The organism is Methylophaga sp. OBS3, assembly GCF_026319325.1.
Classification (GTDB): Bacteria; Pseudomonadota; Gammaproteobacteria; order Nitrosococcales; family Methylophagaceae; genus Methylophaga.
This window is the reverse complement of record NZ_JAPDMU010000001.1, coordinates 743,591-759,304: the sequence shown is the minus strand read 5'-3', so window position 1 is coordinate 759,304 and position 15,714 is coordinate 743,591. Positions and strand designations below refer to the sequence as shown.

The following is a 15,714-nucleotide window of genomic DNA, read 5'->3' as shown; positions in this document are numbered from 1 at the left end:
TAATAAACCGTAATAACAATATGAAACGCCCAATGACAATGCGCCAACCAAGCAGCCAAGAAGTTCAACCTGTTATTGACGCACTTAATAGTGGTCAAGTTGCTGTGGCGGAAGCTGCGGCGAAAAAATTGACCAAAAATTATCCCGGCGCTTTCGTTGCTCACAATCTCTACGGTAATGCGCTTGCTGCACAGAATAAATTCAAAGATGCCGTGGCGGCTTTTCGTAAAGCGTTGGAAATTGACCCAAGTATTGCGGAAATGCATTTTAACCTAGGCATTTTGTTAACCAATTTAAATCGAACAGATGAAGCCATTCAGGCTTATAAAAAGACAGTAACTCTCAAGCCCGGTTTTACGGATGCGTATTACAACTTAGGTTTTGCACTGCAATATCAAAGCAAGTTTGCTCAAGCTGCGGAGGCCTACCAAAAAGCAATTGATCAACAGCCCGGTTTTTTTGAGGCGATTGCCAACCTTGGTGTTTGTCTTCAAGAGCAGGGTAAATCTATTGAGGCTGAAGCGGCATATAAAAAAGCATTACAGCTTAATCAAGATGCCAAGATGTACTTTAACTTGGGTACGGTATTAAAAAATCAGGGCAGATTGGCTGACGCTATTGAGGCATATAACCAAGCATTGGCTTTAAACCCTGATTATGCGGAAGTGCACAGTAATATTGGTGAAGTCCTGCGTGATCAAGGGCGTTATGATGAATCCGTGGCCGCCTACAAAGAAGCGCTTAGATTAGATCCAACATTGCCATTGGCAAATTATAGTTTGGCGGTTTATCTGTATGACAGTGGTGATTTGGAACAAGCATTAGCGTATTTCGAAAAATCGCAGTACGCGGACTGGCAAGAGCGAATGCTTTACTGCCTGTACAAAACTAGCAAGTTTGATGAGTTTAAGGCGGGTTTGGATAAACTCAAAAAAACCAAACATACCTCGCCATTCCTCGCGACCTTAACAGGTCATTATGCTGAAAATTTTGGCACCGATAATGACTATAACTTTTGTCCCAATCCGCTGGATTTTGTTTGTCATCTAGATATTCCAGAGCTTAAAGGTGATAGCGAATTACTTAAGCAATTGCTGGCGGATATTGAACAAGCGGATATCGAAGAAAAAAGTCAGGGCCGCTTACACAATGGTGTGCAAAGTGCCGGTAATCTTTTCAAACGACCAGAAGCCTCTTTTCAAAAAGTGGGTGAACTCGTTGTTGATGCAATCAATCGTTATCGTGTGAGTTTTAAAGGCGAAAATTGCATATTCGTGAAGAGTTTTCCAAAGCAGACTGTGATTGCGAGTGCCTGGTACGTCAAAATGAAAACCGGTGGCCATTTGACCTCTCATATTCATGAAGAAGGTTGGGTAAGCGGTTCGTTATATTTGTCTTTACCCAAAAACAAAACGCATGAGCATGAGGGGAGTATTGAGTTATCCACGCATGGCGATGATTACCCGAAGCAGCATGACAACTTCACAACTAAAACCATTGCACCAGAAGTCGGTGATGTTGTGATGTTTCCGTCATCGGTTTTTCATCGCACCATTCCATTTAGCTCAAATGAAGAAAGAATTTGTATTGCCTTTGACTTAAAACCATCGGTCTAAACAACAAGTTGTCTGTGATTGGCTCAGAAAAAACTTATCTAATATGCAAGGAAATCAGCATGACGCAAGCAGTTACGAAATACCTCAGATGGACGCCAGCGGAGATCATGTTGGCGATACTGTTCCTGTTGGCGTCATTGTATTACCACCCTAACTTAGGTGGCGAGGGATTACGGATTCCTCACAACATCACCATTTGGTTAGTAGCAACCATTTTTATTTCTTACAGTTTTCTTAAAGTTTTAAAAACACGTGAATACGTTCTGCCCAAATACCTATGGATGATTGCTGCCTTTCCCATTTTGGCAACACTCAGTGGCTTTATTGCAGGCGTTGAACAGCCTTTGAAATGGCTCTTTCGTCTTTTGTTCATCTGGGGCGGTTTAGCGTTCTTTTTTGCTCTATTTCAAGCGCGTCTTAGTCAAGCTAGGGTTGATAGGCTGTTATTTATCATTGTGATATCTGCATTGATATTTAGTGTTATTGGCTTAATGCAAATCTGGTTAAAGCTTGATATGCCGTTCTTTTTACCTAAAAGTGAAAAGGGCATTCCGACAAGTTTATTTCAACAAATCAATAACATGGCGACCTACCAGGTCACTGCCATTATGATTTCGGTTTATCTCTCCACACGACCGGCATTTAGAAGGATTAATTTAAGAAGTTGGGTACTGATTATTGCCACTTTGTTGGCAGCATTCATTGTTGGTGTATCAGGTTCAAGAATAGGGACTTTAACCTTAATCATCTCGTTAACCGTTGTTCTACCTGTAGTCGTCACCAAATTAAATAAAAACAAAGTATCCCAAGCCTTGTTGTTAGCTGTTGTTATAGGGTTCTTTGGTGGTGCCAATATGCCGGGTGGAGATCGTCTCGTTGATAAGGCGCGGGCGATGCAGTCTGGTTACTCTGGCGAAGCAAGGCTTGGCATGTATGCCATTTCAATGGGATTAATTGCTGAGTCACCATTGGTGGGACATGGTATTGGCAGCTTTGGTCCGGCATGGCAATTTGCCAAACCAGAGTTTTATACCGAAAATCCCGAAGCAAAATTACTCACAAAATATGTAAGTCACCCTCACAACGAGATCATTCAATGGCTTGTAGAAGGTGGTGTTATTGCATTTATTGGAATGGTTCTCGTTGTAATTGGAGTGATTTTAGCTGGTGTGAAAACATCAACCAATAGAGCGATATTATCTGCAGGGATGTTGTTACCAATGGCGTTACATACTCAGGTAGAGCTACCCTTTTATATGTCAGTAATCCATTGGTTCGTTTTTATTATCATTATTTATTCGTTGTTAAACCATAAGACAAATGTTAAACAGATTGGCATTACTAAAGCGGCAATTAACTTAACTAGGTTAACTGTTGTTTCTGTTACTTCATTACTTATTGTTTTTTACGCACATACTTTGCGAGCAAATTGGGATTTTGTTTTTTACTATCAGGGTGAGCAAATGGATACCCCCTTGCCTTACGCATACAAAAACCCATATTTGGGCGATCAGGCGCGTTGGATTGATCTTAGTGCAATTCTGTATTCAAGTATTCAGAGTGGTTTACCGGATAATGTGCGTTATTACACAGTGTGGGGAGAAGAGTTAAAAGCTTCACAACCAGATGTCGACTTATTTATTAAGCTCGTTGATGCTTACGAGTTTTTAGGTGATAAAACTAATTACTGTAGTAATGCACACCAAGCACTTCTCCTTTATCCAGAAGAAACAAGGTTTCAAAACGCAGTTGAATTTTGTAAATACTGACATTAATTGTCGCTTTGTGACGTTCTGGTGATGTTTTTGTGTTAAGAACTATTGGTTAATTATAATAAAAACAATATGTTAAAAGTTGGTACGGATTTGGCTTATACAAATTTGAGCAAAATTTAGAGTTTTTGCTGTTTTCTCAAATCTAAGGAGTAGAAAATGAAACAGGTTCAACATGGTTTTACATTAATCGAGCTGATGATTGTTGTTGCGATTATCGGTATTTTGGCTGCAATTGCATTACCTGCTTACCAAGATTACACAATCCGTGCCAAAGTCCAAGAGGGTGTAAGTATGTCTGCTCCTGCTCGAACTGCATTAGGTATTGCCTGTAGTGAAGGAACGTTAGGTGCAAGTACAAGTAATACTGCATTCGGTTATGGTACAACTGACGCAGGTACTGAGTTTGATACAGACGTTGTGACATCCATTGTAATTGCTCCAGGTACTCCAAACACAGATCAAGCTCTTGTAACTATTACATACAAAGCCATCGGTGGTAGTTCAGGTGTTCCAGTAAACTCGACAGTTATTTACACTGGCAATTGTACAACTACTGGTATGCGCTGGTCTGTTCCTGATGATGCAACAGGCGGCACTATCCCTGCAAAATTTAAACCTTCTACCTAAACATAACTCAGTTTAGTTTGTAGAAGTAGAAACCCTAAAAAGCCCCAGAAAATCTGGGGCTTTTTTATATTGGCTAATCTAAACTAAGTTTTGTTTTGATTGGAGACTTTATGTGGCGAACAATAGTGGCTCATATTTACGTAATCATTATGGCAACGGTTGTAGTTATGACTGGCAATATACTTGCTGATAAATTTGGTGATGGTATTGTTAACTTCTTAAGTGGTTTAGGTAATCAAGCGGCACAAGAAAAAGCCAATATTGAGCAAGGTGTTAAAGACTGGAACAAAAATATGCTTGATTAATTGGCTAGTTAAATCATTTCTCAAATTCATATCCTCAAGTTTTTCGCTTTATCAATAGCAACCAAAACGCATCGTTTTTCACGCTCGCCCAAAAGCATTTACCTGCCATTTTTCCTGGCATTAATGACCAAGCTCGTTTATGTTTTGTCTATTATTCACTTCAAACAACTATAAATATGAATAGAGATGAATCAGGCCATATTATTGTTGGCTGGCGAGAATGGTTGTCTTTGCCTGAATTAGGTATCAATGAAATTAAAGCCAAAGTGGATACTGGCGCACGTACCTCAGCTATCCATGCATTTTCAGTTATACCGTTCGAGCGCGATAATCTGACTTGGGTGCGCTTTGGAGTTCATCCCAATCAAGGGGATACCGAAACTGAAGTGTGGTGTGAAGCACCCGTTTTAGATGAACGCGATGTCACTGACTCTGGTGGTCATACCGAAAAACGCTATGTGATCAAAACATTACTGCAAATTGGTGAAAGCAGTTTTCCCATTGAAGTGACGTTAACCAATCGCGATACGATGCGCTTTAGAATGTTACTTGGGCGAACCGCAATGACCGCTGGTAATATAGTGGTTAATCCCACTCTGTCTTATCTGGCAGGGCAAAATCTCATTGATGTAATTCAGGCGCAGTCGGGTAGTGTGCCGAATGGAGAATCTGCATGAAAATAGGCATTTTGTCGCGCAACCCTAAGTTGTATTCGACGCAGCGATTAGTTGAAGCTGCTGAGGCGCGCGGTCATGAGGTCCATGTTTTAGACGTTTTGCGTTGCTATATGAACATCACCTCGATGAAGCCTGAAGTGCATTACAAAGGTGAAAATTTAACTGGGTTTGATGCCGTTATTCCGCGTATCGGTGCATCTGTCACCTTTTACGGTACAGCTGTACTTCGACAGTTTGAAATGATGGGGGTTTACCCGCTTAACGAATCTGTCGCGATTAGTCGATCTCGCGATAAATTACGTGCACTGCAATTATTATCTCGTAAAGGTATCGGCTTACCGGTTACCGGTTTTGCTCATCGTCCCGATGATGTTGATGACTTAATCAAAATGGTTGGTGGCGCGCCGCTGGTCATTAAATTGCTTGAGGGCACACAAGGTATCGGTGTTGTATTAGCCGAAACACAAGCTGCTGCCGAGAGTGTTATCGAAGCTTTTATGGGCATGAAAGCTAACATCCTTGTTCAAGAATTTATTAAAGAAGCAGGCGGTGCCGACATTCGCTGTTTCGTTATTGGCGATAAAGTGGTTGCTGCCATGAAACGTCAAGGAAAAGAGGGCGAATTTCGCTCTAATTTACATCGTGGTGGTTCGGCTAACCTCATTCGCATTACGCCTGCGGAACGGGCAACGGCTGTGAGAGCGGCAAAAACTATGGGTTTAAACGTCTGTGGTGTCGATTTACTGCGTTCAAACCATGGTCCAGTGGTCATGGAAGTTAACTCTTCGCCAGGACTGGAAGGCATTGAGACTGCTACCAACAAAGATATTGCTACGCAGATAATCGAATTCACCGAAAAAAACGCTAAGTTGGGTAATACCAAAACCCGAGGTCGCGGTTAATGGCGCAGGATTTGATTATTGCCGGTAAGGCAATCAAACCTGGCGAAACCAAAATTGTCGATGTGCCGCTGCCGGATCTCTACATGCACACGGCGTTAAGTATGCCGGTACAAGTGATTCGTGGTCGTCGTGATGGGCCCGTTCTGTTTGTTTCTGGTGCCGTTCATGGTGATGAGATTGTTGGCGTAGAAATCATCCGTAGGCTGATTCGCAGTAAACGGCTAAAAGGGTTGCGAGGCACGTTAATCACCATCCCCGTGGTTAATGTTTATGGTTTTATCAATCAATCACGTTATTTGCCTGACAGACGCGATTTAAATCGTTGTTTCCCGGGGTCTGAAGAAGGTTCTCTCGCTGCACGACTTGCAAATCTATTTATGAGTGAAGTAGTTGATAAGTGTTCCCATGGTATCGACTTACACACTGCTGCCATTCACCGAGATAATCTGCCACAAATTCGTGCGGCATTAGATAGTCCGGGTGTCGAAGAAATGGCCCGCGCGTTTAATGCGCCAGTGATTGTGAACTCAGGCCTTATTGAAGGGTCATTAAGATTTGCCTGCCAAGAAGCTGGCGTGCCAGTTATCGTGTATGAGGCTGGTGAAGCATTAAGATTTAATGAGTTGGCAATTCGTGCTGGTGTGCGTGGTGTTTTGGCAGTGATGCGCAAGATTGGCATGTTAACAGCTAACACCGGCAAACAGTTAAAACCAATCGAACCATTTGTAGCGCGCAGCAGTACCTGGGTTAGAGCGCCACAAAGTGGTATTTTTCGTATGTTAGTTCCCATGGGCGCTCATGTTAAAAAAGGCGATTGTTTGGGGATGGTGGCCGCGCCTTATGGTGGCGAAACCACTGAAACCATGGTTGAGGCCAGTTGTAGTGGTGTCATCATTGGACGAACTAATATTCCATTGGTGAATGAGGGGGAAGCCTTATTTCACATTGCGCGATTTAACCGGCCAGATGAAGTGGCTGACTCAGTCGAGGCATTTAATATTCGACTCGATCCAGCAACCGATACCAGTGTGCCCGAAGAGATGCCAATCATTTAACGAAAAGCCTTGCTGGCATTAGCTTTGCCAGTGTCATAATTGTTTTGCATTTTTGCTTTAAAATAGTGACAATTCCGCGATTTACCTGATACCAAAGGGGGTCAAACTGATGACACAAGCCCAATCCCACGATTCCAATTCAACAGATCTACCCGTTGAATGGGATGCACAACAAAGTAGTAAGCTTTATGGTGTGCGTGACTGGGGTGCGGAATATTTTGATATTTCGGATGAGGGTAATGCCGTTGTTAGTTTAAAAATTGGCGAAAAGAATGTCCAAGTTTCTATCTTGGATATCGTCAATGGTATGAAAGAACGCGGCCTTGATATGCCTGCGGTTCTGCGTATCGAAAACCTGCTTGATATTCGTATTACTCAAATCAACGAAGCGTTTGCTCGCGCCATTGAAGATGCTGGTTATCAAAGCCAATATCGTGGTGTATTCCCGATTAAAGTTAACCAACAATGTCATGTAATCGAAGAGATTGCTGATTACGGTCGTCGTTATCACCATGGTTTAGAAGCCGGTAGTAAAGCTGAGCTGATTATTGCGATTTCACAGTTACGTGATCACGATAGTCTCATCATCTGTAATGGCTACAAAGACGAAGAGTTCATTGAACTTGGACTTTATGCGCGTCAGATGGGTATTAAGTGCTTTTTCGTTTTAGAAACAGCCACTGAATTACAAACCATTTTAGAACGTAGTAAAGCATTGGGTATCGACCCACTAATCGGTATGCGTATCCGCCTTGCGTCAACAGTGGAAGGTCACTGGAATGGTGACAGCGGTGATCGCTCGATCTTTGGTTTGTCTACAAATGCATTATTAGAAGTCGTTGAACAGCTTAAACAAGCTGACATGCTGCATTGCCTGCAGTTATTACATAGTCATTTAGGTTCGCAGATCCCGAATATTCGTAATATTCGTAGTGGTGTTATGGAAGCTTGCCGTTTTTACACTGGCTTGATTGAAGAGGGAGCGCCTATGGGCTACCTCGACTTGGGCGGTGGTTTAGCGGTTGACTATGAAGGTACGCGCTCAAATAGCACACACTCAATGAACTATGGTTTGGATGAGTACTGTTACAATATCATCGAGACACTACAAGAGTGTTTAGATCCACTCGAAATTCCACATCCAGTGATTATTTCTGAGTCGGGTCGAGCTTTGGTTGCTTACTCTTCAATGCTGTTATTTAACGTACTGGAAGTGCGTGATCATAAGCCGGGTAAAATTCCAGAAGCCGCACCAGAAGATAGTCATGACATGATTATTAATCTGTACTCGGTCATGAATAATGTAACAGTTCAGAATCTCCAAGAGTGTTACAACGACTCGTTGTACTACCGTGATGAGCTACGTGAGCTTTTCCATCATGGTCAGGCCACATTGCGAGATCGTGCACTCGCTGAAAACTTGGCGTTAGCGATTTGGGAGAAAATCTCTGAGTTGCTGCCACAAGCACGCCGTATTTCTGCTGAACTCGAAAACCTACCTGAATTACTGTCTGATATTTACTACGGTAACTTCAGCTTATTCCAGTCATTACCAGACATTTGGGCAATTGATCAGTTATTCCCGATCATGCCGATTCATCGCTTAAATGAAGCACCAACGCGTGCGGCTGTTTTGGCGGATATGACCTGTGATTGTGATGGGAAGATTGATTCGTTTTCTTATGAAGACGGTATTCATAAAACACTGCCACTTCACCCATTAAAAGAAGGTGAAGAGTATTACCTTGGCGTCTTTTTGGTCGGTGCTTACCAAGAAACCTTGGGCGATTTACATAACTTGTTTGGTGATACCAACGTTGTCAGTGTCCATATTAACGAAGATGGCAGCTTTGACTTTATCCGTGAGTTCCATGGTGACAGTATTGCTGACGTTTTGAGTTACGTTGAGTACGACCCTAAAGTCATGCAGGAGCAGTTCCGCAAGCTTGCTGAGCAGGCGGTTCGTGACGGTAAAATTTCAGTCTCTATGCGCCAGCAAATGCTACGTGCTTTCAATGACAGCTTGAATGGTTACACCTTTTTTGAAAGATGATTAGATTCATCAATTTTTCACCCATTTGCGTTATAGCTAAGTTTTAATCAAGGATTTTAATTGCTATGTCTAAAGTATTGATTATTGGTGCCGGCGGCGTCGGCGGCGTAGTTACCCATAAGTGCGCTCAGTTACCAGAAGTCTTTTCAGAAATCGTGCTGGCCAGTCGTAATGAAGACAAATGTAAAGCGATTGCGGCGCAGTTATCACGCCCAATTCGTACCGCAAAAGTCGATGCTGACAATGTGCCTGAGTTAACGGCTTTACTAAATCAAGAAAAACCAGATTTAGTCATCAATGTTGCTTTGCCATATCAAGATCTGACCATCATGGATGCATGTTTGGCAGCCGGTGTTGATTATTTGGATACAGCCAACTATGAGCCGCTTGATACGGCTAAGTTTGAATACAAATGGCAGTGGGCTTACCGCGAAAAATTTGAAAAAGCAGGCTTGATGGCTTTATTAGGTAGCGGTTTTGATCCCGGTGCAACGAATGTATTTACTGCTTACTTAGCGAAGCATTACTTCGATGAAATTCATGAGCTGGATATTATCGATGTGAATGGTGGTGATCACGGTTACCCATTTGCGACCAACTTCAATCCAGAAATCAATATTCGAGAAGTCACAGCTGAATGTCGTCACTGGGAAAATGGTGAGTTTGTCACAACACCAGCGATGTCGAAGAAAGCGAGTTTTAGCTGTCCTGAAAATGTTGGTACCTACAATATTTACCGTATGTATCATGAAGAGTTGGAATCATTGGTTGTTAACTTCCCAACGCTGAAGCGTGCCCAGTTTTGGATGAGCTTCGGTGAAAGCTACCTGAAACACCTTGAAGTGTTAGGCAATGTTGGCATGACCGGTATTGAAGCTGTTGAGTTTAATGGTCAACAAATCGTACCAATCCAATTCTTGAAAGCATTGTTACCTGATCCATCAACTTTAGGTCCGCGTACCAAAGGCAAAACTTGTATTGGCTGTATTGTTAAGGGTGTTAAAGACGGTAAAACCAAAACGGTTTACCTCTACCAAATCAAAGATCACCAAGATTGCTATGCTGAGGTTCAATCACAAGCTATCTCATATACCACCGGTGTACCGGCGATGATTGGCGCCAAAATGATGCTGGAAGGTAAATGGAAAAAAGCGGGTGTTTGGAATATTGAACAATTTGATCCAGACCCATTCATGGCTGATTTAAATGAATATGGTTTGCCATGGAATGTTGTCGAGCTGGATACGTTCGACCTCGATAAATAAGCAACCGAAAAATATTTTTTAGTTTAAGTTTACTTTTTAGGTTTTTGATATTTAATGCAATTTACAGATTTTACTAAGCTTGATTTAAGTCGGCTGCCTTCACCATGTTTTGTTGTTGATGAAGTCGCTGTTGAGCGAAATTTACGTATTTTGCATGATGTACAAACCCGTAGTGGCGCTAAAGTTTTGGCTGCATTAAAAGCCTTTTCAATGTGGTCTTTGGCGCCATTAACAGCAAAGTATCTAAGTGGTACTTGTGCGAGTGGTTTACATGAAGCACGTCTAGGTCACGAAGCCTATGGTGGTGAGGTGCATGTTTTTGCGGCTGCATTCAGCCAAGAAGATATCACTGAGTTATTAACCTTTGCGCATCACATAGTTTTTAATTCATGTGGCCAGTGGCGGCGTTTTCGTGATGAATGTCTGGAAATGCAGCAACAACGGTCTGAATTGACGTTTGGTTTACGGATTAATCCAGAACACTCAGAAGGCGCCGTGCCAATCTACGATCCATGTGCACCAGGCTCACGTCTTGGTATTCCATTGTCGCAACTAGATGAGTCGTTATTGGATGGTATCAGTGGCCTGCATTTTCACACTTTGTGCGAACAGGGCTTTGAACCATTAGAGCGGACGGTCACAGCCGTTGAAGAGAAGTTTGGGCATTTGCTGCCACAAATGCAGTGGGTGAATTTTGGCGGTGGTCATCACATCACTGCACCCGGCTATAACATCGATGGCTTAGTGGATTTAATCAAAGCATTTAAAGCGCGCCATGATGTTGCTGTTTACCTTGAGCCGGGGGAGGCTGTTGCTATCGGCACGGGAGTCTTGAGCTGTGAAGTACTCGATATCACTTGGAACCACCTAAATCAGGCAATTTTAGATACGTCTGCAACTTGTCATATGCCAGATACGTTAGAGATGCCGTATCGTCCAGACATTACCGGCGCAGGACTGCCAGAAGAAAAAGCCCATACCTACCGTTTAGGTGGTTTAACCTGTCTTGCTGGTGACGTTATTGGCGATTACAGTTTTGATGCGCCTTTAGAAATTGGTCAACGTATCGTTTTTGAAGATATGGGTCACTATACGATGGTTAAGACCACCACATTTAATGGCACCAAATTGCCTTCATTAGCAATTTGGAATAGCGAAACCGATGCCCTGAAAGTCGTTAAGACATTCGGTTATGAAGATTTTAAAGAGCGTTTATCATGAGTGTTGAACTGGACGAACAATTCCCAATTTTCCTTGGTTCTGAGATTGATCAGGGACATCCTCAACAGGCAATGTTTCATGTATTGCCAGTGCCTTATGAAAAAACAGTTTCTTACGGAGGTGGTACCAATTTAGGGCCATCGGCGATTTTGAATGCCTCTTGGCAGTTAGAAAAATGGGATGGTAAATCGAGTCCTTGTGATTTAGGAATCCACACCTGCCCACCAGTTGATTGCAGTGTTGCCCCTGAACAGGTGATGGAAAACATCGCGAGTGCAACCGCCAACATCATTAAAAACGGTGGTATTCCGGTTATTTTGGGTGGCGAGCATTCAGTGACCTACGGCGTTATTCAAGGCTTAAAAGCCGCGGGTATTGATGACTTTGGTATTGTGCAAATCGATGCTCACTGCGATTTACGTCACGCCTATGAAGGTGACATTTTGAGTCATGCCTCAGTTATGAAACGTGCCGTTGATATGGGGATTCCACTGTATCAACTAGGTATTCGTGCTTACTGTGAAGAAGAAAAACAAGTTCGTGAAGACTTTGGTGTTTATTACCAAGACAGTGATGAGTTAGTGCCAAACAACATTAATAGCATTACCTTACCTGATGATTTTCCAGAAAAAGTATTCTTTACATTAGATGTCGATGGCATGGATCCAAGTGTGTTTCCATCAACTGGTACGCCAGTGCCGGGTGGTTTGAGCTGGTATCAAACACTAAATTTATTTGAGTCTGTCGCCAAGCAAAGACAAATCATTGGTTTCGACATTATGGAGTTTGCGCCAATCGAAGGCTTCCATGCTTACGACTTTGCAGCATCTTTGTTGACCTATAAGTTAATGGGAATTACTGCGCGTCATCGTAACTGAGTCGATGACGTCAATTTCATAATCAACATCTGATTTCAGTGGTGAGTTAGGCTGAGCAGCGAATTTACACTTTTTGCTTTTCTTTGAAGTGTTTACACGCTAAAATCCGCCGTTTTTTTAATCCACGGGATCTGCACCATGAACCAAGCAACCGTTACTTTGCTGCAAGACTATTACGCTGCCTTTAATCGTCAAGATATGGACGCTTTTTTGGCAATGCTGACTGATGACGTTATCCATGACGTTAACCAAGGCGGCCGTGAAGTTGGTAAAGAAAAATTCTCTGCGTTTATGGATCGCATGAACGCTCACTACAAAGAGCAAATCGTTGATATCTCAATCACAACCAACGATGCTGGTGACCGTGCTGCAGTTGAATTCACAGTATTGGGTGAATACTTAAGCACAGACGAAGGTTTGCCAGAAGCTGCTGGTCAAAAATATGACCTGCCTGCAGGTGCTTTCTTTGTAATCCGTGATGGCAAAGTTGCTCGCATCACTAACTACTACAACCTGGAAGACTGGATCAAACAAGTCGTAGGTTGATCAAACCTGAATTGCGGTGCCGCCTATGGCGGCATCGTATTCCCGTCACAAATCCTAACCGAGTTTTATGATGCTGGAATTGAAACGTCTTTCGGGCGAAGCACTTAAACAATACATTCCTGAATTAGCCAGTTTACGAATCGAAGTTTTTAGAGACTTTCCGTATTTGTATGATGGCGATACCGAATACGAAGCACGTTACTTACAAACCTACATCGAATGTAAAGACAGCGTCATTGTGCTGGCTTTCGATGGCGATAAAGTTGTTGGTGCGTCAACTGGTATTCCACTGAAATATGAAACTGATGAAGTAAAGGCGCCGTTTATTAAAGCGGGTCTTGATGTCGATAAGATTTTTTATTGTGGTGAGTCGGTTTTAATTTCTAAATATCGTGGTCAAGGTGCTGGTGTTGCCTTTTTTGATCATCGTGAAGCCCATGCTCGTGAGCTAGGTGGTTATACTCATAGCTGTTTTTGTGGTGTTCAACGCCCTGAAGATCACCCACGTCGCCCAGCAGGTTTCAAACCATTAGACAATTTTTGGCGTAAACGTGGTTATGAGAAGCATCCAGAACTACATACCACCTTTAGTTGGAAAGAAATTGGCGAAGACATTGAGTCACCAAAGCCAATGACTTTCTGGATGAAAGCCCTTTAAGTTTTATTGCGCCTGCAGCTAAGCAGGTCAGATATTCGGAATTTTGATGAGTAAAGTAAAAGTCGCTGCGGCGCAGTACGACATTGGTTTTTTTAACCAATGGACGGATTTTGCTGAAAAATTACACCAGTGGGTAAAAGAAGCTGCGGAAGTAGAAGCCAAATTATTGGTATTCCCAGAATACGGCAGTATGGAATTGGCATCACTATTTGGTGAGTCAGTTTACAAAGACTTAGGTCAGCAATTGCATGCGATGCAAGATGTTTATGCCCAGTGGCAAGACTTACATGTTGAGTTGGCTCGTCAATACGATTTGATGATTTTGGGTAGTACTTTCCCTGTTCTGCAAACCGATGGTTCATTCCGTAATCGCGCGAATCTTTATTCCCCAGACGGTCTGGTTGGTTTTCAAGATAAACTGATCATGACACGCTTTGAAAATGAGCAATGGCTGATTAATGCTGGCGCTGATATTAAAGTGCTAGAAACTGACATCGGTAAGATTGGCATTAACATCTGCTACGACAGTGAGTTTCCTTTAATTGCTAACCAGCAAGTTAAAGCCGGTGCAGATTTGATTTTGGCACCAAGCTGTACTGATACCGAAGCAGGTTTTTATCGTGTGCGTATCGGTTGCCAGGCGCGCGCATTAGAAAATCAATGTTATGTCGTGCAGTCACCAACATTTGGTAAAGCAGCATGGTCAGAAGCCGTTGATGTCAACACTGGTCGTGCCAGCATTTACACGCCAGTTGATTACGGTTTTCCAGATAATGGCATCCTTGTTGAAGGTGTAGGTGATAAGCCAGGTTGGGTATATGCCGACTTGGATTTAGCGGAAATTGCCCGCGTTCGCCAAGAAGGTCAGGTATTTAATTACCGTGACTGGCCAAAACAAACAACACTCAACGCGCCTAAATAACTCTCTAACACCGCATTAATGCGGTGTTTTTTTGTCTGAGATGGGGATAACCACACTCACCGTGTGGATGAAGCCTTTGAGGGCAAGGCGTAAAATACGAAACAAATATTTGGTTTTTCAGGAGTCAGCATGACCAACCCCGAGCAAGTGAAGCAATTGATTGAAGGCTTTATCGATCCCTCTACCGAAATGTCGTTAGCAGAGAGTAAAGCGGTTATCAAAGTTGATGGTGATAACGTCACCGTGACACTTGGTTATCCATGCAAAGGCTATCAAGACGAATTAGCATCACAAATCAAAGCACTATTGGCTGACAATGGTGTGAATGCTGATGTGTCTGTTGGCTTTAAAGTGATTAAACATAAAGTTCAGCAGGGTGTGCCAGCGCTGGAAAATGTGAAAAACATTATTGCCGTTGCCTCCGGTAAAGGTGGTGTGGGTAAATCAACAACGTCGGTGAATCTTGCATTAGCATTGGCAGCAGAAGGCGCCAAAGTCGGTATTCTTGATGCCGATATTTATGGCCCTAGCCAGCCACGCATGTTGGGTACAACCCAACGTCCAGAATCTGCTGACGGTAAAACGATTGAGCCCATTGAAAGCTTTGGTTTGCAAAGTATGTCAATTGGTTTTCTGATCGATGAAGAAGAGCCAATGATCTGGCGTGGTCCAATGGTCACACAAGCATTACAGCAAATGCTTGGCGATACCAACTGGCAGTCATTAGATTATTTGGTTATCGACTTGCCACCAGGTACCGGTGATATTCAATTGACGTTATCGCAAAAAGTCCCTGTCAGTGGTGCCGTAATCGTAACAACGCCTCAAGATATTTCTTTACTTGATGCGCGTAAGGCCTTGAAGATGTTTGAGAAGGTCAAAGTGCCGGTCTTGGGCGTTGTTGAAAATATGAGCACCCATATCTGTAGCCAATGTGGTCATGAAGAGCACATCTTCGGTGCCGGTGGTGGTCAGGCCATGGCAACGCAATACGACGTGAACATGTTGGGTAGCCTGCCTTTAGATATTAATATTCGTGAAGATGCTGATAATGGTGAGCCAACAGTCGTGAAAAATCCTGATGGTGATATTGCGATGGCCTACAGAGCAATCGCTCGTCGAATCGCTGCGAACTTGGCGAAACAAGGTAAAGATTATTCTGCTGCATTCCCAAATATTGTGATTAAGAACGATTGATCGCTATTATGGTTTTT

The 15,714-nt window shown here is 42.9% G+C and carries 15 protein-coding genes; all 15 read left to right on the top strand.

Going from position 1 to position 15,714, the window contains the following annotated elements; all coding sequences use genetic code 11:
- Positions 1–32 precede the first annotated feature (32 nt).
- The 15 genes from OMP94_RS03645 (at position 33) to apbC (ending at position 15,697) form a co-directional block, all read left to right on the top strand.
- Positions 33–1,616 (top strand): tetratricopeptide repeat protein, encoded by a 1,584-nt coding sequence (locus OMP94_RS03645; RefSeq protein ID WP_266276126.1) that lies wholly within the window; start codon positions 33–35, stop codon positions 1,614–1,616.
- A gap of 59 nt (positions 1,617–1,675) precedes the next feature.
- A complete protein-coding gene (locus OMP94_RS03640; protein WP_266276124.1) occupies positions 1,676–3,385 on the top strand; it encodes a PglL family O-oligosaccharyltransferase in 1,710 nt (569 codons plus the stop codon).
- Between the two features lie 162 nt (positions 3,386–3,547).
- On the top strand, positions 3,548–4,018 hold the full coding sequence (locus OMP94_RS03635) for a pilin (protein WP_266276122.1): 471 nt from the start codon (positions 3,548–3,550) through the stop codon (positions 4,016–4,018).
- 110 nt (positions 4,019–4,128) lie between these two features.
- Entirely contained in the window at positions 4,129–4,323 is a 195-nt protein-coding gene (locus OMP94_RS03630) for a hypothetical protein (RefSeq protein WP_266276120.1), read from the top strand.
- A gap of 176 nt (positions 4,324–4,499) precedes the next feature.
- A complete protein-coding gene (locus OMP94_RS03625; protein WP_266276118.1) occupies positions 4,500–5,000 on the top strand; it encodes an ATP-dependent zinc protease in 501 nt (166 codons plus the stop codon).
- Positions 4,997–5,902 carry a 30S ribosomal protein S6--L-glutamate ligase gene (gene rimK, locus OMP94_RS03620; protein ID WP_266276116.1) on the top strand — a complete coding sequence of 302 codons (906 nt, stop codon included), beginning with the start codon at positions 4,997–4,999 and terminating at the stop codon, positions 5,900–5,902. Before OMP94_RS03625 ends, rimK begins: the two co-directional genes overlap by 4 nt.
- A complete protein-coding gene (locus OMP94_RS03615; RefSeq protein WP_266276114.1) occupies positions 5,902–6,957 on the top strand; it encodes a succinylglutamate desuccinylase/aspartoacylase family protein in 1,056 nt (351 codons plus the stop codon). The genes rimK and OMP94_RS03615 overlap by 1 nt, the downstream gene beginning before the upstream one ends.
- Positions 6,958–7,066: 109 nt before the next feature.
- The gene (gene speA / locus OMP94_RS03610) at positions 7,067–9,010 is read left to right on the top strand and encodes a biosynthetic arginine decarboxylase (protein ID WP_266276108.1); all 1,944 of its coding nucleotides are present in this window, start codon (positions 7,067–7,069) and stop codon (positions 9,008–9,010) included.
- Between the two features lie 65 nt (positions 9,011–9,075).
- Positions 9,076–10,275: a saccharopine dehydrogenase family protein gene (locus OMP94_RS03605; RefSeq protein ID WP_266276106.1), complete on the top strand. Its 1,200-nt coding sequence runs from the start codon at positions 9,076–9,078 to the stop codon at positions 10,273–10,275.
- 54 nt (positions 10,276–10,329) lie between these two features.
- Positions 10,330–11,496 (top strand): carboxynorspermidine decarboxylase, encoded by a 1,167-nt coding sequence (gene nspC / locus OMP94_RS03600; RefSeq protein ID WP_266276104.1) that lies wholly within the window; start codon positions 10,330–10,332, stop codon positions 11,494–11,496.
- On the top strand, positions 11,493–12,374 hold the full coding sequence (speB, locus tag OMP94_RS03595) for an agmatinase (protein WP_266276102.1): 882 nt from the start codon (positions 11,493–11,495) through the stop codon (positions 12,372–12,374). The genes nspC and speB overlap by 4 nt, the downstream gene beginning before the upstream one ends.
- 138 nt (positions 12,375–12,512) lie before the next feature.
- Complete coding sequence (locus OMP94_RS03590) at positions 12,513–12,920, top strand: ketosteroid isomerase-related protein (protein WP_266276100.1); 408 nt, start codon at positions 12,513–12,515, stop codon at positions 12,918–12,920.
- Between the two features lie 70 nt (positions 12,921–12,990).
- Positions 12,991–13,578 carry a GNAT family N-acetyltransferase gene (locus OMP94_RS03585; protein ID WP_266276448.1) on the top strand — a complete coding sequence of 196 codons (588 nt, stop codon included), beginning with the start codon at positions 12,991–12,993 and terminating at the stop codon, positions 13,576–13,578.
- A gap of 46 nt (positions 13,579–13,624) precedes the next feature.
- Entirely contained in the window at positions 13,625–14,500 is an 876-nt protein-coding gene (locus tag OMP94_RS03580; RefSeq protein WP_266276098.1) for a carbon-nitrogen hydrolase family protein, read from the top strand.
- Positions 14,501–14,629: 129 nt separating this feature from the next.
- Positions 14,630–15,697, top strand: a complete 1,068-nt coding sequence (gene apbC / locus OMP94_RS03575; RefSeq protein WP_266276096.1) for an iron-sulfur cluster carrier protein ApbC — start codon at positions 14,630–14,632, stop codon at positions 15,695–15,697.
- Positions 15,698–15,714 lie beyond the last annotated feature (17 nt).

What these genes read in the sequence shown, in the direction of transcription:
- OMP94_RS03615 (WP_266276114.1), top strand. Translation starts at nt 5,902, where the DNA reads ATGGCGCAGGATTTGATTATTGCCGGTAAGGCAATCAAACCTGGCGAA.
- OMP94_RS03585 (WP_266276448.1), top strand. Translation starts at nt 12,991, where the DNA reads ATGCTGGAATTGAAACGTCTTTCGGGCGAAGCACTTAAACAATACATT.
- OMP94_RS03635 (WP_266276122.1), top strand. Translation starts at nt 3,548, where the DNA reads ATGAAACAGGTTCAACATGGTTTTACATTAATCGAGCTGATGATTGTT.
- nspC (WP_266276104.1), top strand. Translation starts at nt 10,330, where the DNA reads ATGCAATTTACAGATTTTACTAAGCTTGATTTAAGTCGGCTGCCTTCA.
- speA (WP_266276108.1), top strand. Translation starts at nt 7,067, where the DNA reads ATGACACAAGCCCAATCCCACGATTCCAATTCAACAGATCTACCCGTT.
- OMP94_RS03580 (WP_266276098.1), top strand. Translation starts at nt 13,625, where the DNA reads ATGAGTAAAGTAAAAGTCGCTGCGGCGCAGTACGACATTGGTTTTTTT.
- OMP94_RS03625 (WP_266276118.1), top strand. Translation starts at nt 4,500, where the DNA reads ATGAATAGAGATGAATCAGGCCATATTATTGTTGGCTGGCGAGAATGG.
- apbC (WP_266276096.1), top strand. Translation starts at nt 14,630, where the DNA reads ATGACCAACCCCGAGCAAGTGAAGCAATTGATTGAAGGCTTTATCGAT.
- speB (WP_266276102.1), top strand. Translation starts at nt 11,493, where the DNA reads ATGAGTGTTGAACTGGACGAACAATTCCCAATTTTCCTTGGTTCTGAG.
- OMP94_RS03605 (WP_266276106.1), top strand. Translation starts at nt 9,076, where the DNA reads ATGTCTAAAGTATTGATTATTGGTGCCGGCGGCGTCGGCGGCGTAGTT.
- OMP94_RS03590 (WP_266276100.1), top strand. Translation starts at nt 12,513, where the DNA reads ATGAACCAAGCAACCGTTACTTTGCTGCAAGACTATTACGCTGCCTTT.
- OMP94_RS03640 (WP_266276124.1), top strand. Translation starts at nt 1,676, where the DNA reads ATGACGCAAGCAGTTACGAAATACCTCAGATGGACGCCAGCGGAGATC.
- OMP94_RS03630 (WP_266276120.1), top strand. Translation starts at nt 4,129, where the DNA reads ATGTGGCGAACAATAGTGGCTCATATTTACGTAATCATTATGGCAACG.
- OMP94_RS03645 (WP_266276126.1), top strand. Translation starts at nt 33, where the DNA reads ATGACAATGCGCCAACCAAGCAGCCAAGAAGTTCAACCTGTTATTGAC.
- rimK (WP_266276116.1), top strand. Translation starts at nt 4,997, where the DNA reads ATGAAAATAGGCATTTTGTCGCGCAACCCTAAGTTGTATTCGACGCAG.